We start from the raw sequence: 21,290 nt of genomic DNA, 5'->3' as shown, positions 1-21,290 counted from the left end.
CAACCCCAGGAAACCCTGAGGCCGGGGATGTCAACATATCTGGCGTTGACTTTTGGCACGCTGTTGAGTTCTCAAGGAACGGACGCTTCCTTCGGGCCGCCTTCCAGCGGGCCCTCCGGGCGCTTCGTTCTTTCGTGTCTCCAGCTTAGCAGATGTTTTCCGCTCCGTTTACCGGGGCTTTCTCCATCTGAAATCTGGTGTTAACCGCCGTGTTGCGGCGACTCGACCAACCATAGCGGGTCGCCAGTCGGAGCGCGAATCGGGGCGCGCCGGGTGTCGCCCGGACGGCGGCATGATTTGTTGCTCTCGCGAGCATATACAGCAATGGTCCTGATTCGCCAAGATGCCTGTAGAGTGCGGCGCATCGGCTAAGAGGACTAGACCAGTCACGGGTCGATGAGGCGCCGGCCGGCAGGCAGGCGGGGCGCGGGTCTTCGCCCGTGAATGTCAGCAGATGTCCGAAGTTGACATGATTTAGGCTTCAGTTGATCGTGTGCCGCATCGCGCGGCCGCTCGATGTATTGCGCACTTGGGAGGCACCACCATGACCACTGTGACGTCGCCGCTGACCGGCAAGGTCGTCGGGCTCGCCGGCGTGCCGGACCCGGTGTTCTCGGGTGCGATGGTCGGCCCGGGCACCGCGATCGACCCGGTTCGCGAGCCCACCGAGGCGGTCGCTCCGGTGGACGGTGTCGTCGTCTCCATGCACCCGCACGCCTTCGTCGTCGTGGACGCCGACGGCCACGGTGTGCTGACCCACCTGGGGATCGACACCGTGCAGCTGAACGGCGAGGGCTTCGAGCTGCTCGTCAACAAGGGCGACACGGTGGTGCGCGGCCAGGCCGTCATCCGCTGGGACCCGGCCGCCGTCGAGGCTGCGGGCAAGTCGCCGGTCTCGCCGATCGTGGCGCTGGAGGCCTCCCCCGACTCGCTCGGCGACGTGCGCGAGGCCGGCGAGGCCCAGGCCGGCGACAAGCTGTTCAGCTGGAGCTGACCTCTCAATCACCGACACACACCCGCCCCGCAGGAGTTGACGGGGCGACCCGGCCTTCAGCGGCTCCCGGCGGGACCGCTCCTCTCAGCGGAGAATCAGGTACATGCAGAAGACACTGCGCGGCGTGGGTGTCAGCCACGGGGTCGCGATCGGCCAGGTGCGGCACATGGGCACGGCGGTCCTGGAGCCCCCGACCACCCAGATCCCGACCGAGGACGCCCCGCGCGAGCAGGCGCGTGCCCAGGCCGCCGTCGAGGCGGTCGCCGCGGATCTGATCGCCCGCGGCAACCTGGCGGGCGGCGAGGCGCAGGCCGTGCTGGAGGCTCAGGCGCTGATGGCGCAGGACCCGGAGCTGATGGCCGACGTGTCCCGCCGGATCGCCGTCGGCAGCAGCGCCGAGCGCGGTGTGTACGACGCCTTCGCCGCCTACCGTGCGCTGCTCGCCTCCGCCGGGGAGTACCTGGCCGGTCGGGTCGCCGACCTCGACGACGTGCGCAACCGCATCGTGGCCCGGCTGCTGGGTGTGCCGATGCCGGGTGTGCCGGACAGCGACGAGCCGTACGTGCTGTTCGCGCGGGACCTGGCGCCGGCCGACACCGCGCTGCTGGACCCGACGCTGGTGCTCGGCTTCGTCACCGAGGAGGGCGGGCCGACCAGCCACAGCGCCATCCTGGCGCGGGCGATGGGCGTGCCGGCCGTGGTCGCGCTGCCGGGGGCGACGGACCTCGCCGAGGGCACCGTCGTCGCGGTGGACGGCAGCTCGGGCGACGTGCTGCTCGACCCGTCACAGGAGAAGCAGGAGGAGCTGCGGGCGATCGCCGCCGAGCGCAAGGCCGCGCTGGCCGCCTCCTCCGGTCCGGGGCAGACCTCGGACGGGCACCGGGTACCGCTGCTGGCCAACGTGGGCGGCCCGGCGGACGTGCCGGCGGCGCTGAAGAACGGTGCCGAGGGCGTCGGCCTGTTCCGTACCGAGTTCCTGTTCCTGGACGACTCGGCGAAGGCTCCCAGCGAGGAGAAGCAGGTCGAGGCATACCGCAAGGTGCTGGAGGCCTTCCCGGAGGGCCGGGTCGTGGTCCGGGTGCTCGACGCGGGCGCGGACAAGCCGCTGGACTTCCTGACCCCGGCCGACGAGCCGAACCCGGCGCTGGGTGTGCGCGGTCTGCGGACGCTCCTCGAGCACCCGGAGGTGCTGCGCACCCAGCTGCAGGCGCTGGCCAAGGCGGCCGACGGCCTGCCGGTGCACCTTGAGGTGATGGCCCCGATGGTGGCCGACCGCAAGGACGCCAAGGACTTCGCGGCCGCTTGTCGCGAGGCCGGGCTGGTCGCCAAGTTCGGTGCGATGGTGGAGATCCCGTCGGCCGCGCTGCGTGCCCGGTCGATCCTGCAGGAGGTCGAGTTCCTGTCGCTGGGCACCAACGACCTCGCGCAGTACGCCTTCGCGGCGGACCGCCAGGTCGGTGCGCTGGCCCGGCTGCAGGACCCGTGGCAGCCGGCGCTGCTGGACCTGATCGCCTCGGCCGCCGCGGCCGCGCAGGCGACGGGCAAGAGCTGCGGCGTCTGCGGTGAGGCGGCGTCGGACCCGCTGCTCGCCGTGGTGCTCACCGGCCTGGGCGTCACCAGCCTCTCCATGGGTGCGGCCTCGATCCCGTACGTGCGGACCACGCTGGCCAAGTACACCCTGGCGCAGTGCCGTCGGGCCGCTGAGGCCGCGCGGGCGGCGGACAGCGCCGAGGAGGCGCGGACCGCGGTGCAGCAGGTGCTCTCCGGCGAGTAGCTCCCCAGCGGGTAAGAGGACGGATGCGGGAAGGGGCGCTCCCCACCACTGCGGTGGGGAGCGCCCCTTCGGCGTTCCTCGGGCCGGTCGCGAGCGCTGGTCAGGCCTGGCGGTCGACCCGGAGCCGCTCGAAGAAGCGCAGGTGGTCGATGTTGTCGACGGAGCCGGGGTTGACGGCCTTCTCCAGCGGGGTACCGGAGAGGATGCGCTTGACCGGGACCTCGATGCGCTTGCCGGTGAGGGTGTGCGGGAGGCCGCGGACGGCGATGACCTCGTCGGGGACGTGGCGCGGGGAGAGTTCGGTGCGCAGCGAGGTGCGGATGCGGCCGATCAGCGCGTCGTCCAGTTCGGCGCTGGGGGCGAGCACCACGAACAGCGGCATCCAGTAACCGCCGTTGGGCTCCTCCAGGCCGATGACCAGGGATTCGGCGATCTCGGGGAGGCGCTCGACCACCTCGTAGATGTCCGAGGAGCCCATCCGGACGCCCTGGCGGTTGAGAGTGGAGTCGGAGCGGCCGTGGATGACGACGGTGCCGCGGGAGGTGACGGTGATCCAGTCGCCGTGGCGCCAGACACCGGGGTACATGTCGAAGTAGCTGTCGTGGAAGCGCGTTCCCTCGGGGTCGTTCCAGAAGCCGGTGGGCATGGACGGGAGCGGCTTGGTGACGACGAGTTCGCCGACGGCGTCGGTGAGCGGCCGGCCTTGGACGTCCCAGGACTCGACGGCGGCGCCGAGGCACGGGGCCTGGATCTCACCGAGGTAGACGGGGAGGGTGGGGACGCCGCCGACGAAGCAGGAGCAGACGTCGGTGCCGCCGCTGACGGAGGCGAGCCAGACGTCCTCACTGACCTCGTCGTAGATCCAGCGGAAGCCGTCCGGCGGGAGCGGGGAGCCGGTGGTGCCGATGCAGCGGACGGCGGAGAGGTCGAGGTCGCGGCCGGGGTGGAGGTCGGCCTTGCGGCTGGCGACGATGTAGGCGGCGGAGGTCCCGAGGACGGTGGCGCCGGTGCGGGCGGCGACGGACCACAGGGCGCCGGTGTCGGGGTGGCCGGGACTGCCGTCGAAGGTGACGATCGTGGACCCGACCAGGAGGCCGGCCACGAGGAAGTTCCACATCATCCAGCCGGTCGAGGTGTACCAGAAGAAGCGGTCCTGGGGGCCGAGGCCGAGGTGAAGGCCGACCTGCTTGAGGTGCTCGACGAGGATGCCGCCCTGGCTCTGCACGATGGGCTTGGGCAGGCCGGTGGTGCCGGAGGAGTAGAGCACCCAGAGCGGGTGGTCGAACGGGAGCTGCGCGAACTCCGGTTCGCCGTCGGGCCCTTGGACCGGACCGGAGACGAGGTCGGCCCAGTCGAGGGCACCCTCGGGGGCCGGGCCGCCGAGCAGCGGGACGTGGACGACGGTGCGCAGCGAGGGCAGTTCGCGGCGCAGCTCGGCGACGACGTCGGTGCGGTCGTGGGCCTTGCCGCCGTAGTGGTAGCCGTCGACGGCGATCAGGACGTCGGGTTCGAGCTGCTGGAAGCGGTCGAGCACGCTGCGGGCGCCGAAGTCGGGGGCGCAGGAGGTCCAGACGGCGCCGACGGCGTTGGTGGCGAGGAGGGCGACGACGGCCTGCGGGATGTTGGGCAGGTAGGCGGCGACGCGGGAGTGCGGGCCGATGCCCTGGGCGCGCAGGGCGGCGGCGAGGGCGAGGACCTGGCGGCGCAGCTCGGCCCAGCTGGTCGGGACCGGGTGCTCGTCGGTCTCGTCGAGGTGGAGGATGGCGGGCTGGTCGGCGTTGGCCGGGTCCTCGGCGTGGCGCAGGACGTGCTCGGCGTAGTTGAGGCGGGCGCCGGGGAACCACTGCGAGCCGGTGCGGGTCTCGTCGGCGAGGACGGCGTCGGGCATCCGGGGGTCGGCAAGGACCGCCTCGGGGGCCTGGGTGAAGCGGACGTCGAACCACTGGGTGACGGCGGTCCAGAAGCGGTCGAGATCGGCGGTGGACCAGGCGTGCAGGTCGGCGTAGCGCTGGGCGGCCTGCTGGTCGTCGTCGGCCGGCGCGAGCGGGGCGGCCGGGGCGCCGTGGTGTTCGGCGGCCCAGGCCTGGAAGGCCACCAGGCTGGTGGCGGCGGCGCGAGCGGGGTTCGGGCGCCAGAGCGGCTGGTCCTGCGGTGGGGTGCTCACTGTGGTGGTCTCCCGGCCGGTGGTGGGGACGGGAGAGCTCGTGGCCAACCCGTCCGGTTGGGCTGTCGGTGCAGACCATGCCATGTGATCGCCCGCCGCGCCAGGGTCGGCCGGTGGCGGCCCGAACGCCTAGCTCTGGGTGAACTCGCCGTCGAACCAGCGGCGGAGGATGCCGTTGTGGAAGTCCCAGACGAGCGGGGTGTCGGCGGTGGCGAGCAGCCAGCCGTCGGTCTCGTCGGTGGGGCGCGAGGGCGGGAGGTCGCTGAGCGGGCGGGCGGGGAGGAGCCCGCAGAGCATGACGAAGCGGCCGTTGGGGTCGGAGGCCATGTGGATCAACCTGACCTCGGCCGGGTCGGCCGAAATGCCGGTCTCCTCGCACAGTTCGCGCACGCAGGCCTGCTGCCAGCTCTCGCCGTAGTCCATGTAGCCGCCGGGGAAGGCGAGTTGGCCGTAGCCGGGTTCGATGGTGCGGCGGATGACGACCAGCGCGGGGTCGGCGTCGGGGCGGGTGACGGGGAGGACGGCGACCGCGACGGGCAGCGGGTTGCGGTAGCTGATCTCGGCGCAGCCGGGGCAGGTGCGGGGCCAGGCGTCGGTGCCGGGCGGGTAGGGGGTCCCGCAGAAGTGGCAGTGGGAGAAGGGCCGGTGGACGGTCTGGGTCGCTTCGTCAGTGGTCATGGCCGGATCGTAGCCCTGTTCTCAACGGCGTTCCCCGGGGTCGGGGTGGTCAGTGGGCCCGGCCGTCGCGCGGGGCGGTGTCGCTCGGCGGCTCTTCGCGGGTGGGGCGGAGCAGGGCGGGGTGGAGCAGTCGGGCGTCGCCGGCGTGGTAGGTGCGGGCGCGGGGGCCGCCGCGGGCACCGCCGCGTTCGGTGGTGGCGCCGGTGCTCTCGACGAAGCCGGGGACGGAGAGCACCTTGCGGTGGAAGTTGCCGGGGTGGAGCTTCTCGTCCCAGACGGCCTCGTAGACGGCGCGCAGGTCGGGGATGGTGAAGTCGTACGGCAGGAAGGCGGTGGCGAGCGGGCTGTACTCGAACTTGGCGCGGACCCGGTCGAGGCCGTCGGTGAGGATGCGGGCGTGGTCGAAGGCGAGGGTGATCGGGCGGGGTCCGGTGTGCCCGTCGACGCCACCCCCGTGGGTGTCGACGGGCACACCGGTGGCTGAAGTGGAACCGCAGGACCGCGGGCCCAGGTCGAGGTCGGCGACCGGGTGCCAGGCGGCGGCCGCGGCGTCCGTCCCGGCCTGGGGGTCGGGCAGGTCGGGAGCGAAGGCGAGGTAGGCGACGGAGACGACGTGCATGCGCGGATCCCGCTCGGGGGCGCCGTAGGTGCCGAGCTGTTCCAGGTGCAGGCGGCAGAGGCGGGCCTCGACCTCGGAGGCGCCCTGCAGGCCCGTCTCCTCGGCGAGCTCGCGGGCCGCGGCTTCGTCCAGGCCCTCCTCCCCCGCGCGCAGGAAGCCGCCGGGCAGCGCCCAGCACCCCTGGTAGGGCGGCGCGCCGCGTTCGACCAGCAGCACGTGCAGGTTGCCCCGCCGCAGCGTCAGGGCGACGACGTCGACGGTGACGGCGATGGGGGCGTAGGCGCGCGGGTCGTACGCGGCGAGCCACTCCTGCTCGGCCTCGGGCCCTGCGCCGGGCCGGGGGGACGGTTCGTCGGCTGCCATCGCGGGCTCCTCTCCGCGCTCTCCAGGGCACCTGGTGCCGTCGTTCTCGGTCTGAGCACAACGTAACGACTGCCTTCCCTGGCGGCAAATGGTTTTCCCAGTCGGCGGGTGCCTCCGGCTTCTAGGCTGTGACCAGGAAGGACCGCTCCCGAGGAGGCCCTGATGCCCATTGCTCCCCCGCCGGACTTCGCCGCGGCGCTGGCGGCCGGTCCCCTGGTCCTGGACGGCGGGATGTCGAACCAGTTGGCGGCGGCCGGGCACGACCTGTCGGACGAGCTGTGGTCGGCGCGGCTGCTCGCGGACGACCCGGAGGCGGTGGTGGCGGCACACCGGGCGTACTTCGCGGCCGGGGCCGACATCGCGATCACGGCGAGCTACCAGGCGAGCTTCGAGGGCTTCGCCCGGCGCGGGGTGGGACACACGGACGCGGCGCGGCTGCTGGCGAGCAGTGTGGAGCTGGCCCGGGAGGCGGCGCGGGCCGAGCCGGGCGGGCGGCGGCGCTGGGTGGCGGCCTCGGTGGGCCCGTACGGGGCGGTGCTGGCGGACGGTTCGGAGTACCGGGGGTGGTACGGGCTGAGCACGGCGGAGCTGGTGGCCTTCCACCGGCCGCGGCTGGAGGTGCTGGCCGCGGCCCGGCCGGACGTGCTGGCGCTGGAGACGGTGCCGGACACGGAGGAGGCGCGGGCGCTGCTGGCGCTGGTGCGCGGGCTGGAGGTGCCGGCCTGGCTGTCGTACAGCGTGGCGGGCGACCGGACCCGGGCCGGGCAGCCGCTGGCGGAGGCCTTCGCGCTGGCCGCGGAGGTGGACGAGGTGGTGGCGGTGGGCGTCAACTGCTGCACTCCGCAGGACGCGGACCGGGCGGTGGCGCTGGCCGCGGAGGTGACCGGTAAGCCGGTGGTGGTCTATCCGAACAGCGGGGAGGAGTGGGACGCCGACCGCCGGGGCTGGCGCGGGGAGCCGACCTTCCGCTCGACCCGGGTGAACGGCTGGCTGGCGGACGGTGCTCGGCTGGTCGGCGGCTGCTGCCGGGTCGGGCCGGACGGGATCGCCGCGCTGGCGGCCGAGGTGGCGGTGCGGCGGAGACTGCTAAGTGGTGTGGAGGGCTAGAAGCAACGCCGTGTAGATAGAGCCTGCGGGTTCCGGTCACGGGTCTGGTGTGGTCAGGATGTTGATGCTGATGGTGGCCTTGTAGCTGGTCCGGTCGACGGTGCCTTTGGCGTTGTACTTGGAGATCGCGCGTTTGACGATGCGGGGTCGGGTGCGGATGCGCCGGTCGGGCATGAGGTCGGCCAGGACGCGTCGGCCGATGGTGCCGACGAGGTCGATGACGGTGTCCGCGATGATGCCCGCGGCCTGGATGACCAGGTCGCGGGCGGTGTTCAGGGCGATGGTGAAGCTGGCCCGGTCGGGGTCGACGTGGGGGCGGGTGTCGGTGGCGTCGGCCATGGCCAGGCGCAGGACCTGGTAGGTGACCAGCAGCGCGTAGACCTCCTGGTCGAGGCCGGCGGGGGTGCGGGCGCGCAGGACACGGCCACCCAGGATGGTGGACTTGATCTCCAGGTAGGCGGTCTCGATCTCCCATCGCTGGTGGTACAGGGTGATCAGTTCGGCGGCGGGATGGGTGCGGTGGTCGGTCAGGGTGGTCACCAGTCGGTAGAGGCCGGTGTGGCGGCCGGTGGCCGTGGTGATGGTGATCTCGCAGTCGATGGCCCGGACCGCGACGGTGCCGAGCCTGGACAGGTAGGAGCCGTCGTGGTTGCGGTGAAGGACGGGCAGGTGGCGGCCGTTCTTCACCCGGACCAGGACGTGGGCGCCGGTGGTGGCGATGGCGGCCACCAGGGCTTGCGCGGCGAAGTTGCGGTCCAGCAGCACGATCATGCCCTCGCGCAGGCTGCGGAGCAGGCGTGGTGCGTAGGTGGTCTCGCCGTCGGTGGTCGGCCCGAACACCGCGTCCAGCACCGTGCGGGTGCCGCAGGACACCAGGACCAGCAGCCGCAGCGCCGGATACCCCGAACCGCCGTTGTTGCAGCGGTGTTTGGTGTATTCGGTCAGGTTCGCGGGGCTGTCGGGCACCGCGATCGTCGTGCCGTCGATCGCGCAGACCAGCAGATTCCGCCATCGCACGCCAGTGGTGCGGATTCCCGCGGCCGGGCCGCGCAGCAGGTCGAACAGCCAGCGCAGCGGCTCGGCCCCCACCCGCCTGCGGGCCTGCGCCAAAGCGCCACCCGTCGGGTCGGCGACCGGCAGACCGTCCAGGCCGGCGGTCAGTCGCTGCCACACCTGCCGCCAGCCCAGTCCGGGGAACAGGCACCCGGCCAGCAGCAGATACACCACCACCCGGGACGGCAGATCCCTCACCCGGGCCTGCATCCTGCCGGTCTGCGTCAGTGCCTCGTCGACCATCTCGAACGGGACGATTCGGGTCAACTCGCCGAGATGGCCGGGCGCGAACGCCCCTGCGGCAACCACAACCTCGCGAGAGATGACAGACTGAGCATCCACGGAGCTCCTACTGAACAGTGATCTTGGCCGACACGGTTCTAGCAGGAGCTCCGTCCCATTTCAGGCGACTTGACGCAACCGCCCAAGGCTCTATCTACACGGCGTTGGGGCTAGAAGTGGAGGGCTAGAAGGAGTGGTGTGGAGGGCTGGAACTCGACCGAAGGGCCAGGGAGGTTAACACCCGGCCGAGTACGGGTTACCGAGGGGGAAGGTGCACGGACGGACGGCGGCCTGGCAGACTCGTCCCGTCATCACTGCGGTCGACATTGTCGACCGCCTGTCAGCGCGGAGGTACCCATGCCCGGCCCGATCCAGTCGCTATCCCGGGCCGCCGCGATCATGCGCCTGCTGGCGGGCGGTGAGCGCCGGCTGGGCCTGTCCGAGGTCGCGACGGCGCTGGACCTCGCCAAGGGCACCGCGCACGGCATCCTGCGCACGCTCCAGCAGGAGGGGTTCGTCGAGCAGGACCCGGACAGCGGCAAGTACCAGCTGGGCGCCGAGCTGCTGCGGCTCGGCCAGAGCTACCTGGACGTGCACGAGCTGCGGGCGCGGGCGCTGGTGTGGGCGGACGACCTGGCCAGGGCGGCCGGGGAGACCGTGTACCTGGGGGTGCTGCACCAGCAGGGCGTGCTGATCGTGCACCACGTGTTCCGGCCCGACGACACCCGGCAGGTGCTGGAGGTCGGTTCGATGCAGCCGCTGCACAGCACCGCGCTCGGCAAGGTGCTGGTGGCCTACGACCCGGTTGCGCGTGGGGAGTTGGGCGACGGGCCGTACGAGCCGTACACCCTGCGGACGTTGACCGAGGCGACCGATCTGGACGCCGAGTGCGCGCTGATCCGCGAGCGCGGCTGGGCGGACTCGATCGAGGAGACCTGGGAGGGCGTGGCCTCGATCGGCGCGCTGATCCAGGACCGGCGGCGCAACCCGGTGGGCGCGGTGTGCGTCAACGGGCCGGTGGAACGGGTCTGCGAGGACGGCTTCGTGAAGCCCTCGCTGGTCGCCTCGGTGCGCAGCGCGGCGCGCGCGATCTCGCGCGATCTGGGCGCCGGGCGCTTCTGAGCACAGCAGTCGAATCGTCACGCTGAGGCGCGGACGGGCGGTAGGCCTGTCCGCGCCTTGGCGTTTTGTCCCGATTCAGGGCGCTCCGCTGGGTAACTTCGGGGAACAGGTCGAGGGAAGGGTCACAGCTGCGTAACCCCGCCTTGACGTGGGGGCGACCCGGGGAGGAAGCTTCCGCATGACGGTCGACATTGTCGAACGACGGCCGGGAAGATCACTCCCACAATGCGCTCACCCGCACAGCGATCGACCGGCCCACCCCCCACCCGCACCTCCGGGCCATATGGACAAGGGAGTCTTTGTGTCCGCGTTCTCCAACGGCGACGTCTTCGTCGGCGAAACCCTCGGCACTGCCGCCCTGATACTCCTCGGCGGTGGCGTCTGCGCCGCCGTGACCCTCAAGAAGTCGAAGGCCCTCAACGCCGGCTGGCTGGCGATCACCTTCGGCTGGGGCTTCGCGGTCCTCATCGCCGCCTACATGACCGGTCCCAAGTCCGGCGCCCACCTCAACCCGGCCGTCACCATCGCGCTCGCGGTCAAGAGTGGCGACTGGAGCCAGGTGCCGCTCTACATCGGCTCCCAGATGCTCGGCGCGATGATCGGCGCCACGCTGGTCTGGCTCACCTACCTCGGCCAGTTCCAGGCCAACGAGGAGCCCACCCTCGGCATCTTCTCGACCGGTCCCGAGATCCGGAACCCGTTCCAGAACGTGATCACCGAGATCATCGGCACCTTCGTGCTCTGCATGGCGATCCTCACCCTCGGCGCCAACGACCTCAAGGGCATGGGCACCCTGATCGTGGCCCTGACCGTCGTCGGCATCGGCCTCTCCCTCGGTGGCCCGACCGGCTACGCCATCAACCCGGCCCGTGACCTCGGCCCGCGCATCATGCACTCGATCCTGCCGATCCCGAACAAGGGCAGCTCCGACTGGTCCTACGCCTGGGTCCCGGTCGTCGGCCCGATCCTTGGCGGCCTGGCGGCCGGCGGCGTGTACAACGCCCTCTTCTAAAGGCCTCCCGCCAAGGGCAGAGTCGAACCCGCCGCACACGGGGACTGACCGGGCATCCGAAACGGCCGCGTCAGACCCACCCACCCCGTATCCCCCCGAACTTGAGCCGAGGACCCTCCACATGACCTCCACTGGCAGCTACATCGCCGCGATCGACCAGGGCACCACCTCCAGCCGCTGCATCATCTTCGGCGCCGACGGCCGGATCGTCGCCGTCGACCAGCAGGAGCACCGGCAGATCTTCCCCCAGCCCGGTTACGTCGAGCACGACGCCACCGAGATCTGGACCCGGGTCCAGTCGGTCGTCCGCGGCGCGCTGGAGAAGGCCGGCCTGACCAAGGACGACATCCGCGCCATCGGCATCACCAACCAGCGCGAGACCACCGTCCTGTGGGACAAGCACACCGGCGAGCCGGTGCACAACGCGCTGGTGTGGCAGGACACCCGCACCGAGGCGCTCTGCCGCGAGCTGGGCCGCAACGTCGGCCAGGACCGCTTCCGCCGCGAGACCGGCCTCCCGCTGGCCAGCTACTTCGCCGGCCCGAAGATCCGCTGGCTGCTGGACAACGTCGAGGGCCTGCGCGAGCGCGCCGAGGCCGGCGACATCCTGTTCGGCACCATGGACACCTGGGTGATCTGGAACCTCACCGGCGGTGTCAACGGCGGCAAGCACGTCACCGACGTGACCAACGCCAGCCGCACCATGCTGATGAACCTGAAGACGCTGGCCTGGGACGAGAGCATCGCCGAGTCGATGGGCGTGCCGATGGCCGTCCTGCCGGAGATCCGCTCCTCCGCCGAGGTGTACGGCGAGGCCGTCGGCGACCTGGCCGGCGTCCCGGTCGCCTCCGCGCTGGGTGACCAGCAGGCCGCGCTGTTCGGCCAGACCTGCTTCGACGAGGGCGAGGCCAAGTCGACCTACGGCACCGGCACCTTCCTGCTGCTGAACACCGGCGAGAAGATCGTCAACTCGTACCACGGCCTGCTGACCACGGTCGGCTACCGGATCGGCGACCAGGCCCCGGTGTACGCGCTGGAGGGTTCGATCGCCGTCACCGGCTCGCTCGTCCAGTGGCTGCGCGACCAGCTCGGCATCATCTCCACCGCCGCCGAGATCGAGACCCTCGCCAACACGGTCGAGGACAACGGCGGCGCCTACTTCGTCCCGGCCTTCTCCGGCCTGTTCGCCCCGTACTGGCGCTCCGACGCCCGCGGTGTGATCGCCGGTCTGACCCGGTACGTCACCAAGGGCCACCTGGCCCGGGCCGTCCTGGAGGCCACCGCCTGGCAGACCCGCGAGGTCGTCGACGCCATGCAGAAGGACTCCGGGGTCGAGCTCACCGCCCTCAAGGTCGACGGCGGCATGACCAGCAACAACCTGCTCATGCAGAACATCGCCGACGTCCTGGACGCCCCGGTCGAGCGCCCGTACGTGGCCGAGACCACCGCCCTCGGCGCCGCCTACGCGGCCGGTCTCGCCGTCGGCTTCTGGAACGACCTCGACACCCTGCGGGCCAACTGGCACCGCGCCGCCGAGTGGACCCCGCGCATGGACGAGGCCACCCGGGAGCGCGAGTACAAGAAGTGGCTCAAGGCCGTGGAGCGCACCATGGGCTGGGTGGAGGAGGACGAGAACAACTGACCGACCAGCCGGTCGGGGCCCCGTGCCCCGACCGGCCGCCCGCTGTTCAGGCAACGGGTGTCACCGCGTTTAACCGGCCCGCCGCACCGGGCCGACCGGCCTCTCCCGTAGGGGCCGCACCGCACACGAGAGGAGTAACGGCGCCGCCCGACCAGCGCGCCGTACACAACCACCATGGCAACCATCCCGACCCTGGGCGCCGAGCGCACCGCCGGCCGCACCGCCTCCCGCGCCGAGACCCGCGAGCTGCTCGGCAAGGCCACCTACGACCTGCTGGTGATCGGGGGCGGCATCCTCGGCACGGCCGTCGCCTGGACCGCGTCCCAGGCCGGCCTGAAGGTCGCCATGGTCGACGCCGGCGACTTCGCCGGCGCCACGTCCAGCGCCTCGTCCAAGCTCGTCCACGGCGGTCTGCGCTACCTGCAGACCGGCGCGGTCAAGCTGGTGGCGGAGAACCACAAGGAGCGCCGCGCGCTCTCCACCGACGTGGCCCCGCACCTGGTCAACCCGCTGACCTTCTTCGTGCCGGTCTACAAGGGCGGCCCGCACAGCGCGGCCAAGCTCGGCGCCGGCGTGTTCCTGTACTCGGCGCTGTCCGCCTTCCGCGACGGCATGGGCCGGGTCTCCACCGCCGCGCACGCCGCCCAGCAGGTGCCCGCGCTGCGCACCGAGGGCCTGCGCTCGGTGGCCGTCTACGGCGACCACCAGATGAACGACTCGCGCGTCGCGGTGATGACCGTGCGCGCCGCGGTCGACGCCGGCGCCGTGGTGCTCAACCACGCCGAGGTCACCGGGCTGCGCTTCACCGCCGGCCGGGTCACCGGCGCCGAGGTGCGCGACCGCCTGGACGGCGACGAGTTCGGCATCAACGCCCGCCTGGTGCTCAACGCCACCGGCCCGTGGGTGGACCACCTGCGCACGATGGAGGACGCCGGCGCCGCGCCGTCGATCCGCCTCTCCAAGGGCGCGCACGTCGTGGTCAAGCGCCGTTCCCCGTGGCGCGCCGCGCTGACCATCCCGATCGACAAGTACCGCGTCTCCTTCGCCATCCCGTGGGAGGACCACGTCCTGCTCGGCACCACCGACGAGGAGTACACCGGCGACCCGAAGGACGTCCGGGCCACCGACGCGGACATCGACCAGATCATGGGCGAGGCCGCGCACGCGATCCGCGACGAGCACCTCGACCGCGACCTGATCACCTACGCCTTCGCCGGCCTGCGCGTGCTGCCGGGCGGCCCGGGCGACACCGCAGCCGCCAAGCGCGAGACGGTCGTCACCGAGGGCCGCGGCGGCATGCTGTCGGTCTCCGGCGGCAAGTGGACCACCTACCGTCACATCGGCCGCACCGTGCTGGAGAAGCTGGCCCACGTGCCCGGCACCAGCCTCGCCGAGGACATGTCCCCGATCGCCCCGACCGTGCCGCTGCCGGGCGTCGGCGCGCCGAACGCGGTGGCCCACCGCCTGCTGATCGACCGTGAGCCGGGCTCGCGGATGGAGCCGCTGGTGGCCAAGCACCTGGCCAGCCACTACGGCACCCTCTCCTTCGAGATCGCCCGCATGATCGACGAGAACCCGGAGCTCGGCCGGCCGATCCACGAGGACGGGCCGGACGTCTGGGCGCAGGTCGCGTACGCGGCCGACAGCGAGTGGGCGTACACGGCGGACGACGTGCTGCGTCGCCGTACCACCATGACGGTCCGCGGGCTGGACACGCCGGAGATCCGGGCCGAGGTCGAGGCCTTCCTCGCGAAGCGTGGAACCAAGTAGGCACAGCCTCGCGAAGCGTGGAACCAAGTAAGCACAGCCTCGCGAAGCGTGGAGCCAACTAAGCACGGCCTGGCGGAGCGCGCGGGTAGGTAAGCGCAAGGTCTGGCAAGCAACTCGCTCGTGACGGGCGGGCGTTCGGGGTTCCGAGCGCCCGCCCGTCGTCGTCATACGACGGCGCCCGCCTTGATGACGTGCTTCAGGTGGCGGTCGGGGCGGGTGAGGACGGTGAGGTCGTCCAGGGGGTCGCCGTCGACGACGAGGAGGTCGGCGTGGGCACCCGGGGCCAGGGTGCCGATCTCCCCCGCCATGCCGAGCAGCCGGGCCGCCGTCGTGGTGGCCGAGCGGAGTACGTCGGCGGGCGGCTGGACCTCTGCGCGGAGCGTGAACTCCTCCAGCTGCGCCGGGTGCAGCGGACCGAGCAGGTCGCTGCCGTACACCAGGTTGACGCCCGCACGGTGGGCGCGCTCCAGGGCGGCCAGGCCCTGGTCGCGGACCTCGGCCAGCTTGCCGAGGGAGGCCGGCGGCAGGCCGGAGCCGGCTCCGAGCCCGGCCGTCCGCGCGTACGCGACCAGCGTGGGCACCAGGAACGCGTCCTTCTCCAGCAGCAGCCCGATGTTGGCGTCGTCCAGCAGGTTGCCGTGCTCGACGCAGCGCACCCCGGCCCGCAGCGCGCGGTCGATCGCACGCGGATGGTAGGCGTGCACGGTGACGTAGCGGTTGTGGTTCTCCGCCTCCTCGACGGCCGCCCGGATCTCCTCCTCGCTGTACTGGACGGCGGCGATCTCGTCGTGCGGGGAGGCGACGCCACCGGAGAGCAGGACCTTCAGATGGGCGGCACCCTTGCGGAACTCGTCCCGGGCGGCGGCGCGGACGGCGTCCACACCATCCGCGATCCGGCCGAAGTCGGGGCGGGACTCGCAGCAGGGCACCGAGTCGTCCCCGAGCGGGCGCAGGTCACCGTGGCCGCCGGTCTGGGAGAGCGCCTTGCCGCCGAAGATCAGCCGCGGACCGAGCGCGAAGCCCTCGTCCAGGGCCCGGGCCGTGCCGTGGTCGGCACCGCCCACGTCGCGGACGGTGGTGAAACCGCGGCGCAGCATCCGCTCGGCCTCGGCGAGGGCCCGGACGGTGAGGTAGCCGGGGGTCCAGTTCGCCACCGCGGCGAGGTCGAGGGTCGTGACCAGCAGGTGGACGTGGGCGTCGATCAGGCCGGGCAGGACGGTGGCGCCCGCCGCGTCCAGGACCCGGACGCCCTCGGCGGCGGCGGGCGGGCGGCCGGTGCCGGTGGCGGCGATCCGGCCGTCGGCGGCCTCGATCCAGCCCCGGTCGGTCCGGGTGCCGTCCTCGGGGTGGAGCAGGTGGGCGTCGGTGATCAGCAGCCGGGTTGGTCGGGTCATGGCGGTCGTCCCCTCCAGTTCAGTACGGGCCGTATTGAATACGACTCGTACTGAATACACCATGTATCGTTCTCCCGTGAACCCACCCCCGGCCGAAACCGCCGCTCCCCGACCGCCCCGCCGCCGCGTCCACACCCGGGCCCGGCTGCTCACCGCGGCGAGCGAGCTCTTCCTCACCGTCGGCTTCGGGCGCACCAGCATCGAGGACGTCTGCGCCGCGGCCGGCTACACCCGCGGGGCCTTCTACTCGAACTTCGCCGGCAAGGAGGACCTGCTGCTGGCGCTCTTCGACGACCAGGCGGCCGCACGGATGGCCGAGCTGGAGAAACTGGCCGCCGCCTGCGAGGCACTGGCGCCGCAGGAGCGGGCCCGGCTGCTGGTCGAGGCGCTGCTGCGGGTCGAGCCCGCGGAGACCGGGTGGATCCTGCTGTTCCTGGAGTTCCGGCTGGTCGCGGCCCGGTCCGGGGCGCTGGCCGAGCAGGTCGCCGCACACGACCGGACGCTCGTGCGGGCGGCGGCGGACGTCCTGGAGCGGGCGCTGCCCGAGCTGGTGCCCCCGGGGGCGAGTGCCCGGCAGGCGGCGGCGGTGATCCTGGCGGCGCGCGAGGGCCTGCTGGCCCGTACGGCGGCGGGCGGGGCGGTCGCGGACGAACTGCTGGAGGCGACGGCGGCGGTGCTGTCGGGGCTGCTGGGGCGCTGACGGAACGCCGAAGGGGCGGCACCCGTACGGTACGGGTGCCGCCCCTTCGTGCGCGCCTCGCGGGCTAGATGATCAGGCTCAGCGGCAGGATGAGGGCTATCGCGACCACCGAGATCACCGTCTCCATCACCGACCAGGACTTCAGCGTCTGCCCGACGCTCATCCCGAAGTACTCCTTCACCAGCCAGAAGCCGGCGTCGTTGACGTGCGAGAGGAACAGCGAACCGGCGCCGACCGCGAGCACCAGCAGGGCCGAGTGGGTCGAGGACATGTTGGCGGCGAGCGGGGAGACGATGCCGGCCGCGGTGATGGTGGCGACCGTCGCCGAGCCGGTGGCCAGGCGGATCAGCACCGCGATCAGCCAGCCGAGCAGCAGCGCCGAGATGTGCCACTGGCTCGACCAGTGGCTGACCATGTCGCCGACGCCCACGTCGATCAGGGTCTGCTTGAAGCCGCCGCCCGCGCCGACGATGAACACGATGCCCGCGATCGGGCCGAGCGACTTGCCGACGGTGTCGGAGATCCGGGCCTTGTCGAAGCCGGCCGCCTTGCCGAGGGTGAGCATGGCGAGCAGGGTCGCGGCGAGCAGCGCGATCAGCGGGGAGCCGATGAAGTCGAACACCCGCTGGCCCATCGTCTTCGGGTCGTCGATCACCACGTCGGCCAGGGCCTTGCCGAGCATCAGCACGACCGGCAGCAGGATGGTCGCCAGCACCGCACCGAAGGACGGGGTGCGCTCGCGCTTGACCGTCTCCTCGGGCGCGATGGCGGTCGGGATCTCCAGCGGGCCCACCCAGCGCTCCGCCACCCGGGCGAACAGCGGACCGGCGATGATCAGGGTCGGGATCGCGATCAGCAGACCGAGCGCCAGGGTGACGCCGAGGTCGGCCTTCAGCGCGTCGATGGCCACCAGCGGGCCCGGGTGCGGGGGAACGAGGCCGTGCAGCACCGACAGACCGGCCAGGGCCGGAATGCCGACCCGCATCAGCGGCACGTTGCCGCGGCGGGCGACCAGCAGCACGATCGGGATCAGCAGGACGACGCCGACCTCGAAGAACAGCGGCAGGCCGAGCACGGCGGCGATCAGCGCCATCGCCCAGGGCAGCGCCTTGTTGCCGGTCCGGGACAGCGCGGTGTCCGCGATGATGTTGGCGCCGCCCGAGTCCGCGAGCAGCTTGCCGAGCATCGCGCCCAGGCCGATCAGCAGACCGACACTGGCCACGGTGGAGCCGAAGCCCGTCGAGAAGCTGCTCAGCAGCTTGTCGAAGGGCGCACCCGCGATGGTGGCCAGCAAGCCGGAGCCGATCGTCAGGGCGAGGAAGGGGTGCAGCTTCAGCTTGGTGATCGCCAGCACGATCACGCCGATGCTGACCAGCACCGCGATCAGCAGCTGGGAGTTGCTGCCGGTGTGCGGCAGGGCCGGTGGGGCGGCCGCCAGGAGCAGGGTGGGGGCATTTCTCACGCGAGGTCTCCATTGACGGGCCGCAGCAGTACCACGGCCTTCTCGACGAGTTCTTCGGGGGACGGGCCCACGTCCAGGACAGCGCCGCGCTCGTCCGCGTCCAGGGGTTCCAGGACGGCGTACTGGGAGCCGAGCAGCGACGCCGGCATGAAGTGGCCGGTGCGGTGGGAGAGCCGGTCCTCGACCAGCTCGTGGCCGCCGCTGAGGTGCAGGAAGAAGGCATCCGGGGCGTCCACGCGCAGGATGTCGCGGTAGCCGTGCTTCAGCGCCGAGCAGGTGACCACGCCGCCGGTGCCGGCCTCGGTGCGCTCCTTGAGCCAGGCGCCGATGGCGCGCAGCCAGGGCTCGCGGTCCTGGTCGTCCAGCGGGATGCCCGCGGACATCTTGGCGATGTTCGCCGGCGGGTGGAAGTCGTCCGCCTCGGCGAAGGGGCGATCGAGGCGGTCGGCCAGGAGGCGGGCCAGGGTCGTCTTGCCGACGCCGGAGACGCCCATCACCACGACGGTGAGGGGTGCGACCGGGTGGTCGTGGTTCTCGACGCTGAGAGCCATGGGTGGTGCTCCTTCGTTGCAGGCCGCCACTATCGCTTCAAAGATATGACGTATTCAAGTGCCAGAAACCAAATCGTCATACTTTTACTTCCCTGGGGGGTGGGGCCCGGGAAGCGGGGGGTGCCCGCAGTGCCGGGGGCGGGGCCGGGTGGGGGCCGAGGTGGGGGCGGGGGCTCGACGGGTGGGTGAGGCGAGTCACGCGCGCACCGGAGGGTGACGTGGGGCTCGGGGCGGTGGGCGTCTAGGCTGGGCGGATGGAGATCCAGGGGCTGCCCGGTCGAGTGCTTGACGAACTCGGGCCGGCGATCGCGTCGGGGGAGATTCCCGAGGGCGCGGTGCTGCGCGGGGAGGGGCTGGAGGAGCGGTTCGGGGTGTCCCGGACGGTGATCCGGGAAGCGGTGCGGGTCCTGGAGGGGATGCGCCTGGTGGCCTCCCGGCGACGGGTCGGGATCACCGTGCAGCCCAAGTCGCTCTGGGACGTGTTCGACCCGATGGTGATCCGCTGGCGGCTGGCCGGCTCGGACCGCTCGGCCCAGCTGCGCTCGCTCGGCTCACTGCGGGTGGCCGTCGAGCCCGCCGCGGCCGCGCTCGCCGCCGTCCACGCCACCGACGACGACCGGCGCGAACTCAGCGCGCTGGCCGTGGAGTTGACAGTCACCGCGCGGGCCGCCGACCTGACCACCTTCCTCGGGCACGACATCGCCTTCCACTCCCTGGTCCTGCGCGCCTCCGGCAACGAGATGTTCGCCCACCTCGGGGACACCGTGGGGGCGGTGCTCACCGGGCGGACCGAGTACCATCTGATGCCCAATCAGCCGGAGCCGTACGCGATCCGGTTGCACCGCGAGGTCGCGGAGGCGATCTGCGCGGGGGACGCCGCCCACGCCGAGGCGGCGATGCGGACGATCGTGACGGGCGCTCTGGAGGAGCTCAACCAGCAGTTGGGCTGAGCGCCTTGCCCGGCGCGTGCGCCGACGGGACGCTGCCGCATGCCCGGATGGCACGATTTGGCGGCAGTTCGGTGGATTCGGACGCATAGTCCTGGTTCGGTGGGGCAGAGTGAGGCAAGGGGGCGCGTTTTGTGTGCGCCCGTTCCGTGTCCGCCATCGAATTCGCGCCTGGGGGTCGCCCGATGTCCGTGCCACGCCGCCGTCGCCGCCTGCCCGACGAGGTGCGCGCCGCCGCAGTCCGGGCGGTGCTCTGCCTGGCCTTCACCCTGGTGGGCGTGGTGGTCGCGACCTTGTCCTCGTACGCGGGCAGTTGGCTGATGACGCCCGCGCTGATGGCGATGGGGCTCGGGGTGTTCGGCACGATGTGGTGCCTGCTGGAGATCCTGATCTCCCGCCAGGTCGCCACCCAACGGATGCGCGGTCCGAACTCCGCGTACCCGATGGCGGGCAGCCGGGTGGCCCCCGATCCGCTGGCCGCCAGGCCGCTCCCCCGCCCGAGCGGCGCGCCGCAGCAGCCGTACCCGCCCCAGCACCCGCACCCGCACCCGCACCCGCCACAACAGCCGTACCAGCGCCGGGTGCCGACCACGTAGCCGGGCGGCACCCGACCCGGCGTCAGGGCGCTCCCCTAGAGTCGGGCGCATGAAGTTCTTCCGTTCCAAGGCAGCACCCCAGTACGACCCCGACCTCACCGCCCTGACGACCGACCAGGCCGACCACCTGCGCGAGCTGGTCCGGCAGTACCACGCGGGCGTCGGTGTGCGGGCGACCGTCACCGGCCGGTTCGTCCAGCGGGCCGAGGCCACCAGCAACCTGTACAACCTCGCCGAGTTCTGCCGCCGCGCCGAGCCGGGCGAGTGGCCCCAGCTGGTGGAGCGCCACTTCCGCGCCCTGGCCGGCGCCGGCGAGTCCACCCCGCAGGGCCAGGACGACGTCCTCCGCTGCGCCTACCTCCGGCTGATCGCCGACGACGCGATCCCGGCCGAGATGGCACCCTCCTTCAGCTACCTCAGGCCGGTCGCGACCGGCCTGATGGAGGCGCTCTGCCTCGACCTGCCCGACACCGTACGGACACTGGACGACCGCTTCGTCGCCGAGGTCGGCCTGGAGCGGCTGCGGGCCGCCGGGCGGGCCAACCTGATCGCCGACCCGGTGGAGTTCGACGTCCTGGAGGGCCCGACCGAGGGCTCGACCCTGTACGCGGTGACCGGCGACTCGATGTTCACGGCCAGCAAGGCGCTGGTGCTTGACGAACTGGCCCGCGCGGTGACCGGACACGAACTCCCACAGCACGGAGCCCTGTTCACCGCGCCCAGCCGGGACTACCTGTTCTTCCATCCGTTGGCCGAACCGCAAGTGGCGGGCGCCGTCAACGACTTGGCCTCGATCGCACTGCGCGTCCACTCGGAGAACCCGGGGCCGCTCTCACCCCGGCTCTACTGGTGGCACCAGGGCACGGTGACCAACCTGACGCGGATCGACGAGGCCCAGCGCTCCTTCTCCATCGCGCCGCCCGCCGAACTCATGGCGATCCTGCGCCGGTTGAAGGACAGCTAGTCCCAACGCCGTGTAGATAGAGCCTTGGGCGGTTGCGTCAAGTCGCCTGAAATGGGACGGAGCTCCTGCTAGAACCGTGTCGGCCAAGATCACTGT

The 21,290-nt window shown here is 71.9% G+C and carries 18 protein-coding genes; 11 read left to right on the top strand and 7 right to left on the bottom strand.

The genetic code is table 11. The annotated features are described in order from the left end of the window. Positions 1-544 precede the first annotated feature (544 nt). Both ACGF12_RS35440 and ptsP read left to right on the top strand, forming a co-directional pair. Complete coding sequence (locus ACGF12_RS35440) at positions 545-994, top strand: PTS glucose transporter subunit IIA (RefSeq protein WP_393039676.1); 450 nt, start codon at positions 545-547, stop codon at positions 992-994. Positions 995-1,097: 103 nt separating this feature from the next. Further along, positions 1,098-2,768, top strand: a complete 1,671-nt coding sequence (gene ptsP / locus ACGF12_RS35435) for a phosphoenolpyruvate--protein phosphotransferase (RefSeq protein WP_393039673.1) — start codon at positions 1,098-1,100, stop codon at positions 2,766-2,768. A gap of 100 nt (positions 2,769-2,868) precedes the next feature. Here ptsP and ACGF12_RS35430 read toward each other — a convergent pair whose 3' ends face one another. The 3 genes from ACGF12_RS35430 to ACGF12_RS35420 all read right to left on the bottom strand — a co-directional run bounded on the left by ACGF12_RS35430 (position 2,869) and on the right by ACGF12_RS35420 (position 6,592). Continuing rightward, positions 2,869-4,932 (bottom strand): acetoacetate--CoA ligase, encoded by a 2,064-nt coding sequence (locus ACGF12_RS35430; protein WP_393039670.1) that lies wholly within the window; start codon positions 4,930-4,932, stop codon positions 2,869-2,871. A gap of 129 nt (positions 4,933-5,061) precedes the next feature. Further along, the gene (locus ACGF12_RS35425) at positions 5,062-5,610 is read right to left on the bottom strand and encodes an NUDIX domain-containing protein (protein ID WP_393039667.1); all 549 of its coding nucleotides are present in this window, start codon (positions 5,608-5,610) and stop codon (positions 5,062-5,064) included. 49 nt (positions 5,611-5,659) lie between these two features. Further along, positions 5,660-6,592, bottom strand: a complete 933-nt coding sequence (locus ACGF12_RS35420) for an NUDIX domain-containing protein (RefSeq protein WP_393039664.1) — start codon at positions 6,590-6,592, stop codon at positions 5,660-5,662. A gap of 162 nt (positions 6,593-6,754) precedes the next feature. On the opposite strand from ACGF12_RS35420, the gene mmuM reads away from it, so the two are divergent. After that, complete coding sequence (gene mmuM, locus ACGF12_RS35415) at positions 6,755-7,699, top strand: homocysteine S-methyltransferase (protein ID WP_393039661.1); 945 nt, start codon at positions 6,755-6,757, stop codon at positions 7,697-7,699. Between the two features lie 36 nt (positions 7,700-7,735). Here mmuM and ACGF12_RS35410 read toward each other — a convergent pair whose 3' ends face one another. Beyond that, positions 7,736-9,061, bottom strand: a complete 1,326-nt coding sequence (locus ACGF12_RS35410) for an IS4 family transposase (RefSeq protein WP_393039679.1) — start codon at positions 9,059-9,061, stop codon at positions 7,736-7,738. Between the two features lie 330 nt (positions 9,062-9,391). Between ACGF12_RS35410 and ACGF12_RS35405 the strand changes: the two genes are divergently transcribed. The 4 genes from ACGF12_RS35405 to ACGF12_RS35390 all read left to right on the top strand — a co-directional run bounded on the left by ACGF12_RS35405 (position 9,392) and on the right by ACGF12_RS35390 (position 14,580). Beyond that, positions 9,392-10,156: an IclR family transcriptional regulator gene (locus tag ACGF12_RS35405; RefSeq protein ID WP_387627549.1), complete on the top strand. Its 765-nt coding sequence runs from the start codon at positions 9,392-9,394 to the stop codon at positions 10,154-10,156. Positions 10,157-10,439: 283 nt separating this feature from the next. Further along, the gene (locus tag ACGF12_RS35400) at positions 10,440-11,168 is read left to right on the top strand and encodes an MIP/aquaporin family protein (protein WP_393039657.1); all 729 of its coding nucleotides are present in this window, start codon (positions 10,440-10,442) and stop codon (positions 11,166-11,168) included. Positions 11,169-11,289: 121 nt separating this feature from the next. After that, positions 11,290-12,810: a glycerol kinase GlpK gene (gene glpK, locus ACGF12_RS35395; protein WP_393039654.1), complete on the top strand. Its 1,521-nt coding sequence runs from the start codon at positions 11,290-11,292 to the stop codon at positions 12,808-12,810. A 174-nt stretch (positions 12,811-12,984) separates the two neighbouring features. After that, positions 12,985-14,580, top strand: a complete 1,596-nt coding sequence (locus ACGF12_RS35390) for an FAD-dependent oxidoreductase (RefSeq protein WP_393039651.1) — start codon at positions 12,985-12,987, stop codon at positions 14,578-14,580. Positions 14,581-14,744: 164 nt separating this feature from the next. On the opposite strand, the gene ACGF12_RS35385 is transcribed toward ACGF12_RS35390, so the two are convergent. After that, positions 14,745-15,974, bottom strand: coding sequence for an amidohydrolase family protein (locus ACGF12_RS35385; protein ID WP_393039648.1), 1,230 nt, complete (start codon positions 15,972-15,974; stop codon positions 14,745-14,747). A gap of 76 nt (positions 15,975-16,050) precedes the next feature. Between ACGF12_RS35385 and ACGF12_RS35380 the strand changes: the two genes are divergently transcribed. Further along, the gene (locus tag ACGF12_RS35380) at positions 16,051-16,674 is read left to right on the top strand and encodes a TetR/AcrR family transcriptional regulator (protein WP_393039645.1); all 624 of its coding nucleotides are present in this window, start codon (positions 16,051-16,053) and stop codon (positions 16,672-16,674) included. 64 nt (positions 16,675-16,738) lie between these two features. Here ACGF12_RS35380 and ACGF12_RS35375 read toward each other — a convergent pair whose 3' ends face one another. Continuing rightward, a complete protein-coding gene (locus ACGF12_RS35375) occupies positions 16,739-18,136 on the bottom strand; it encodes a gluconate:H+ symporter (protein ID WP_393039642.1) in 1,398 nt (465 codons plus the stop codon). Next, entirely contained in the window at positions 18,133-18,687 is a 555-nt protein-coding gene (locus ACGF12_RS35370; protein ID WP_393039639.1) for a gluconokinase, read from the bottom strand. Before ACGF12_RS35370 ends, ACGF12_RS35375 begins: the two co-directional genes overlap by 4 nt. Before the next feature lie 254 nt (positions 18,688-18,941). On the opposite strand from ACGF12_RS35370, the gene ACGF12_RS35365 reads away from it, so the two are divergent. The 3 genes from ACGF12_RS35365 to ACGF12_RS35355 all read left to right on the top strand — a co-directional run bounded on the left by ACGF12_RS35365 (position 18,942) and on the right by ACGF12_RS35355 (position 21,194). After that, positions 18,942-19,637, top strand: coding sequence for a FadR/GntR family transcriptional regulator (locus tag ACGF12_RS35365; protein ID WP_393039636.1), 696 nt, complete (start codon positions 18,942-18,944; stop codon positions 19,635-19,637). A 182-nt stretch (positions 19,638-19,819) separates the two neighbouring features. Continuing rightward, the gene (locus tag ACGF12_RS35360; RefSeq protein WP_393039633.1) at positions 19,820-20,230 is read left to right on the top strand and encodes a hypothetical protein; all 411 of its coding nucleotides are present in this window, start codon (positions 19,820-19,822) and stop codon (positions 20,228-20,230) included. A 49-nt stretch (positions 20,231-20,279) separates the two neighbouring features. After that, the gene (locus ACGF12_RS35355) at positions 20,280-21,194 is read left to right on the top strand and encodes a hypothetical protein (RefSeq protein WP_393039630.1); all 915 of its coding nucleotides are present in this window, start codon (positions 20,280-20,282) and stop codon (positions 21,192-21,194) included. Positions 21,195-21,290: the final 96 nt, after the last annotated feature.

The organism is Kitasatospora sp. NPDC048296 (assembly GCF_043201815.1).
Lineage (GTDB): Bacteria > Actinomycetota > Actinomycetes > Streptomycetales > Streptomycetaceae > Kitasatospora.
This window is presented reverse-complemented; position numbering and strand designations above follow the sequence as displayed.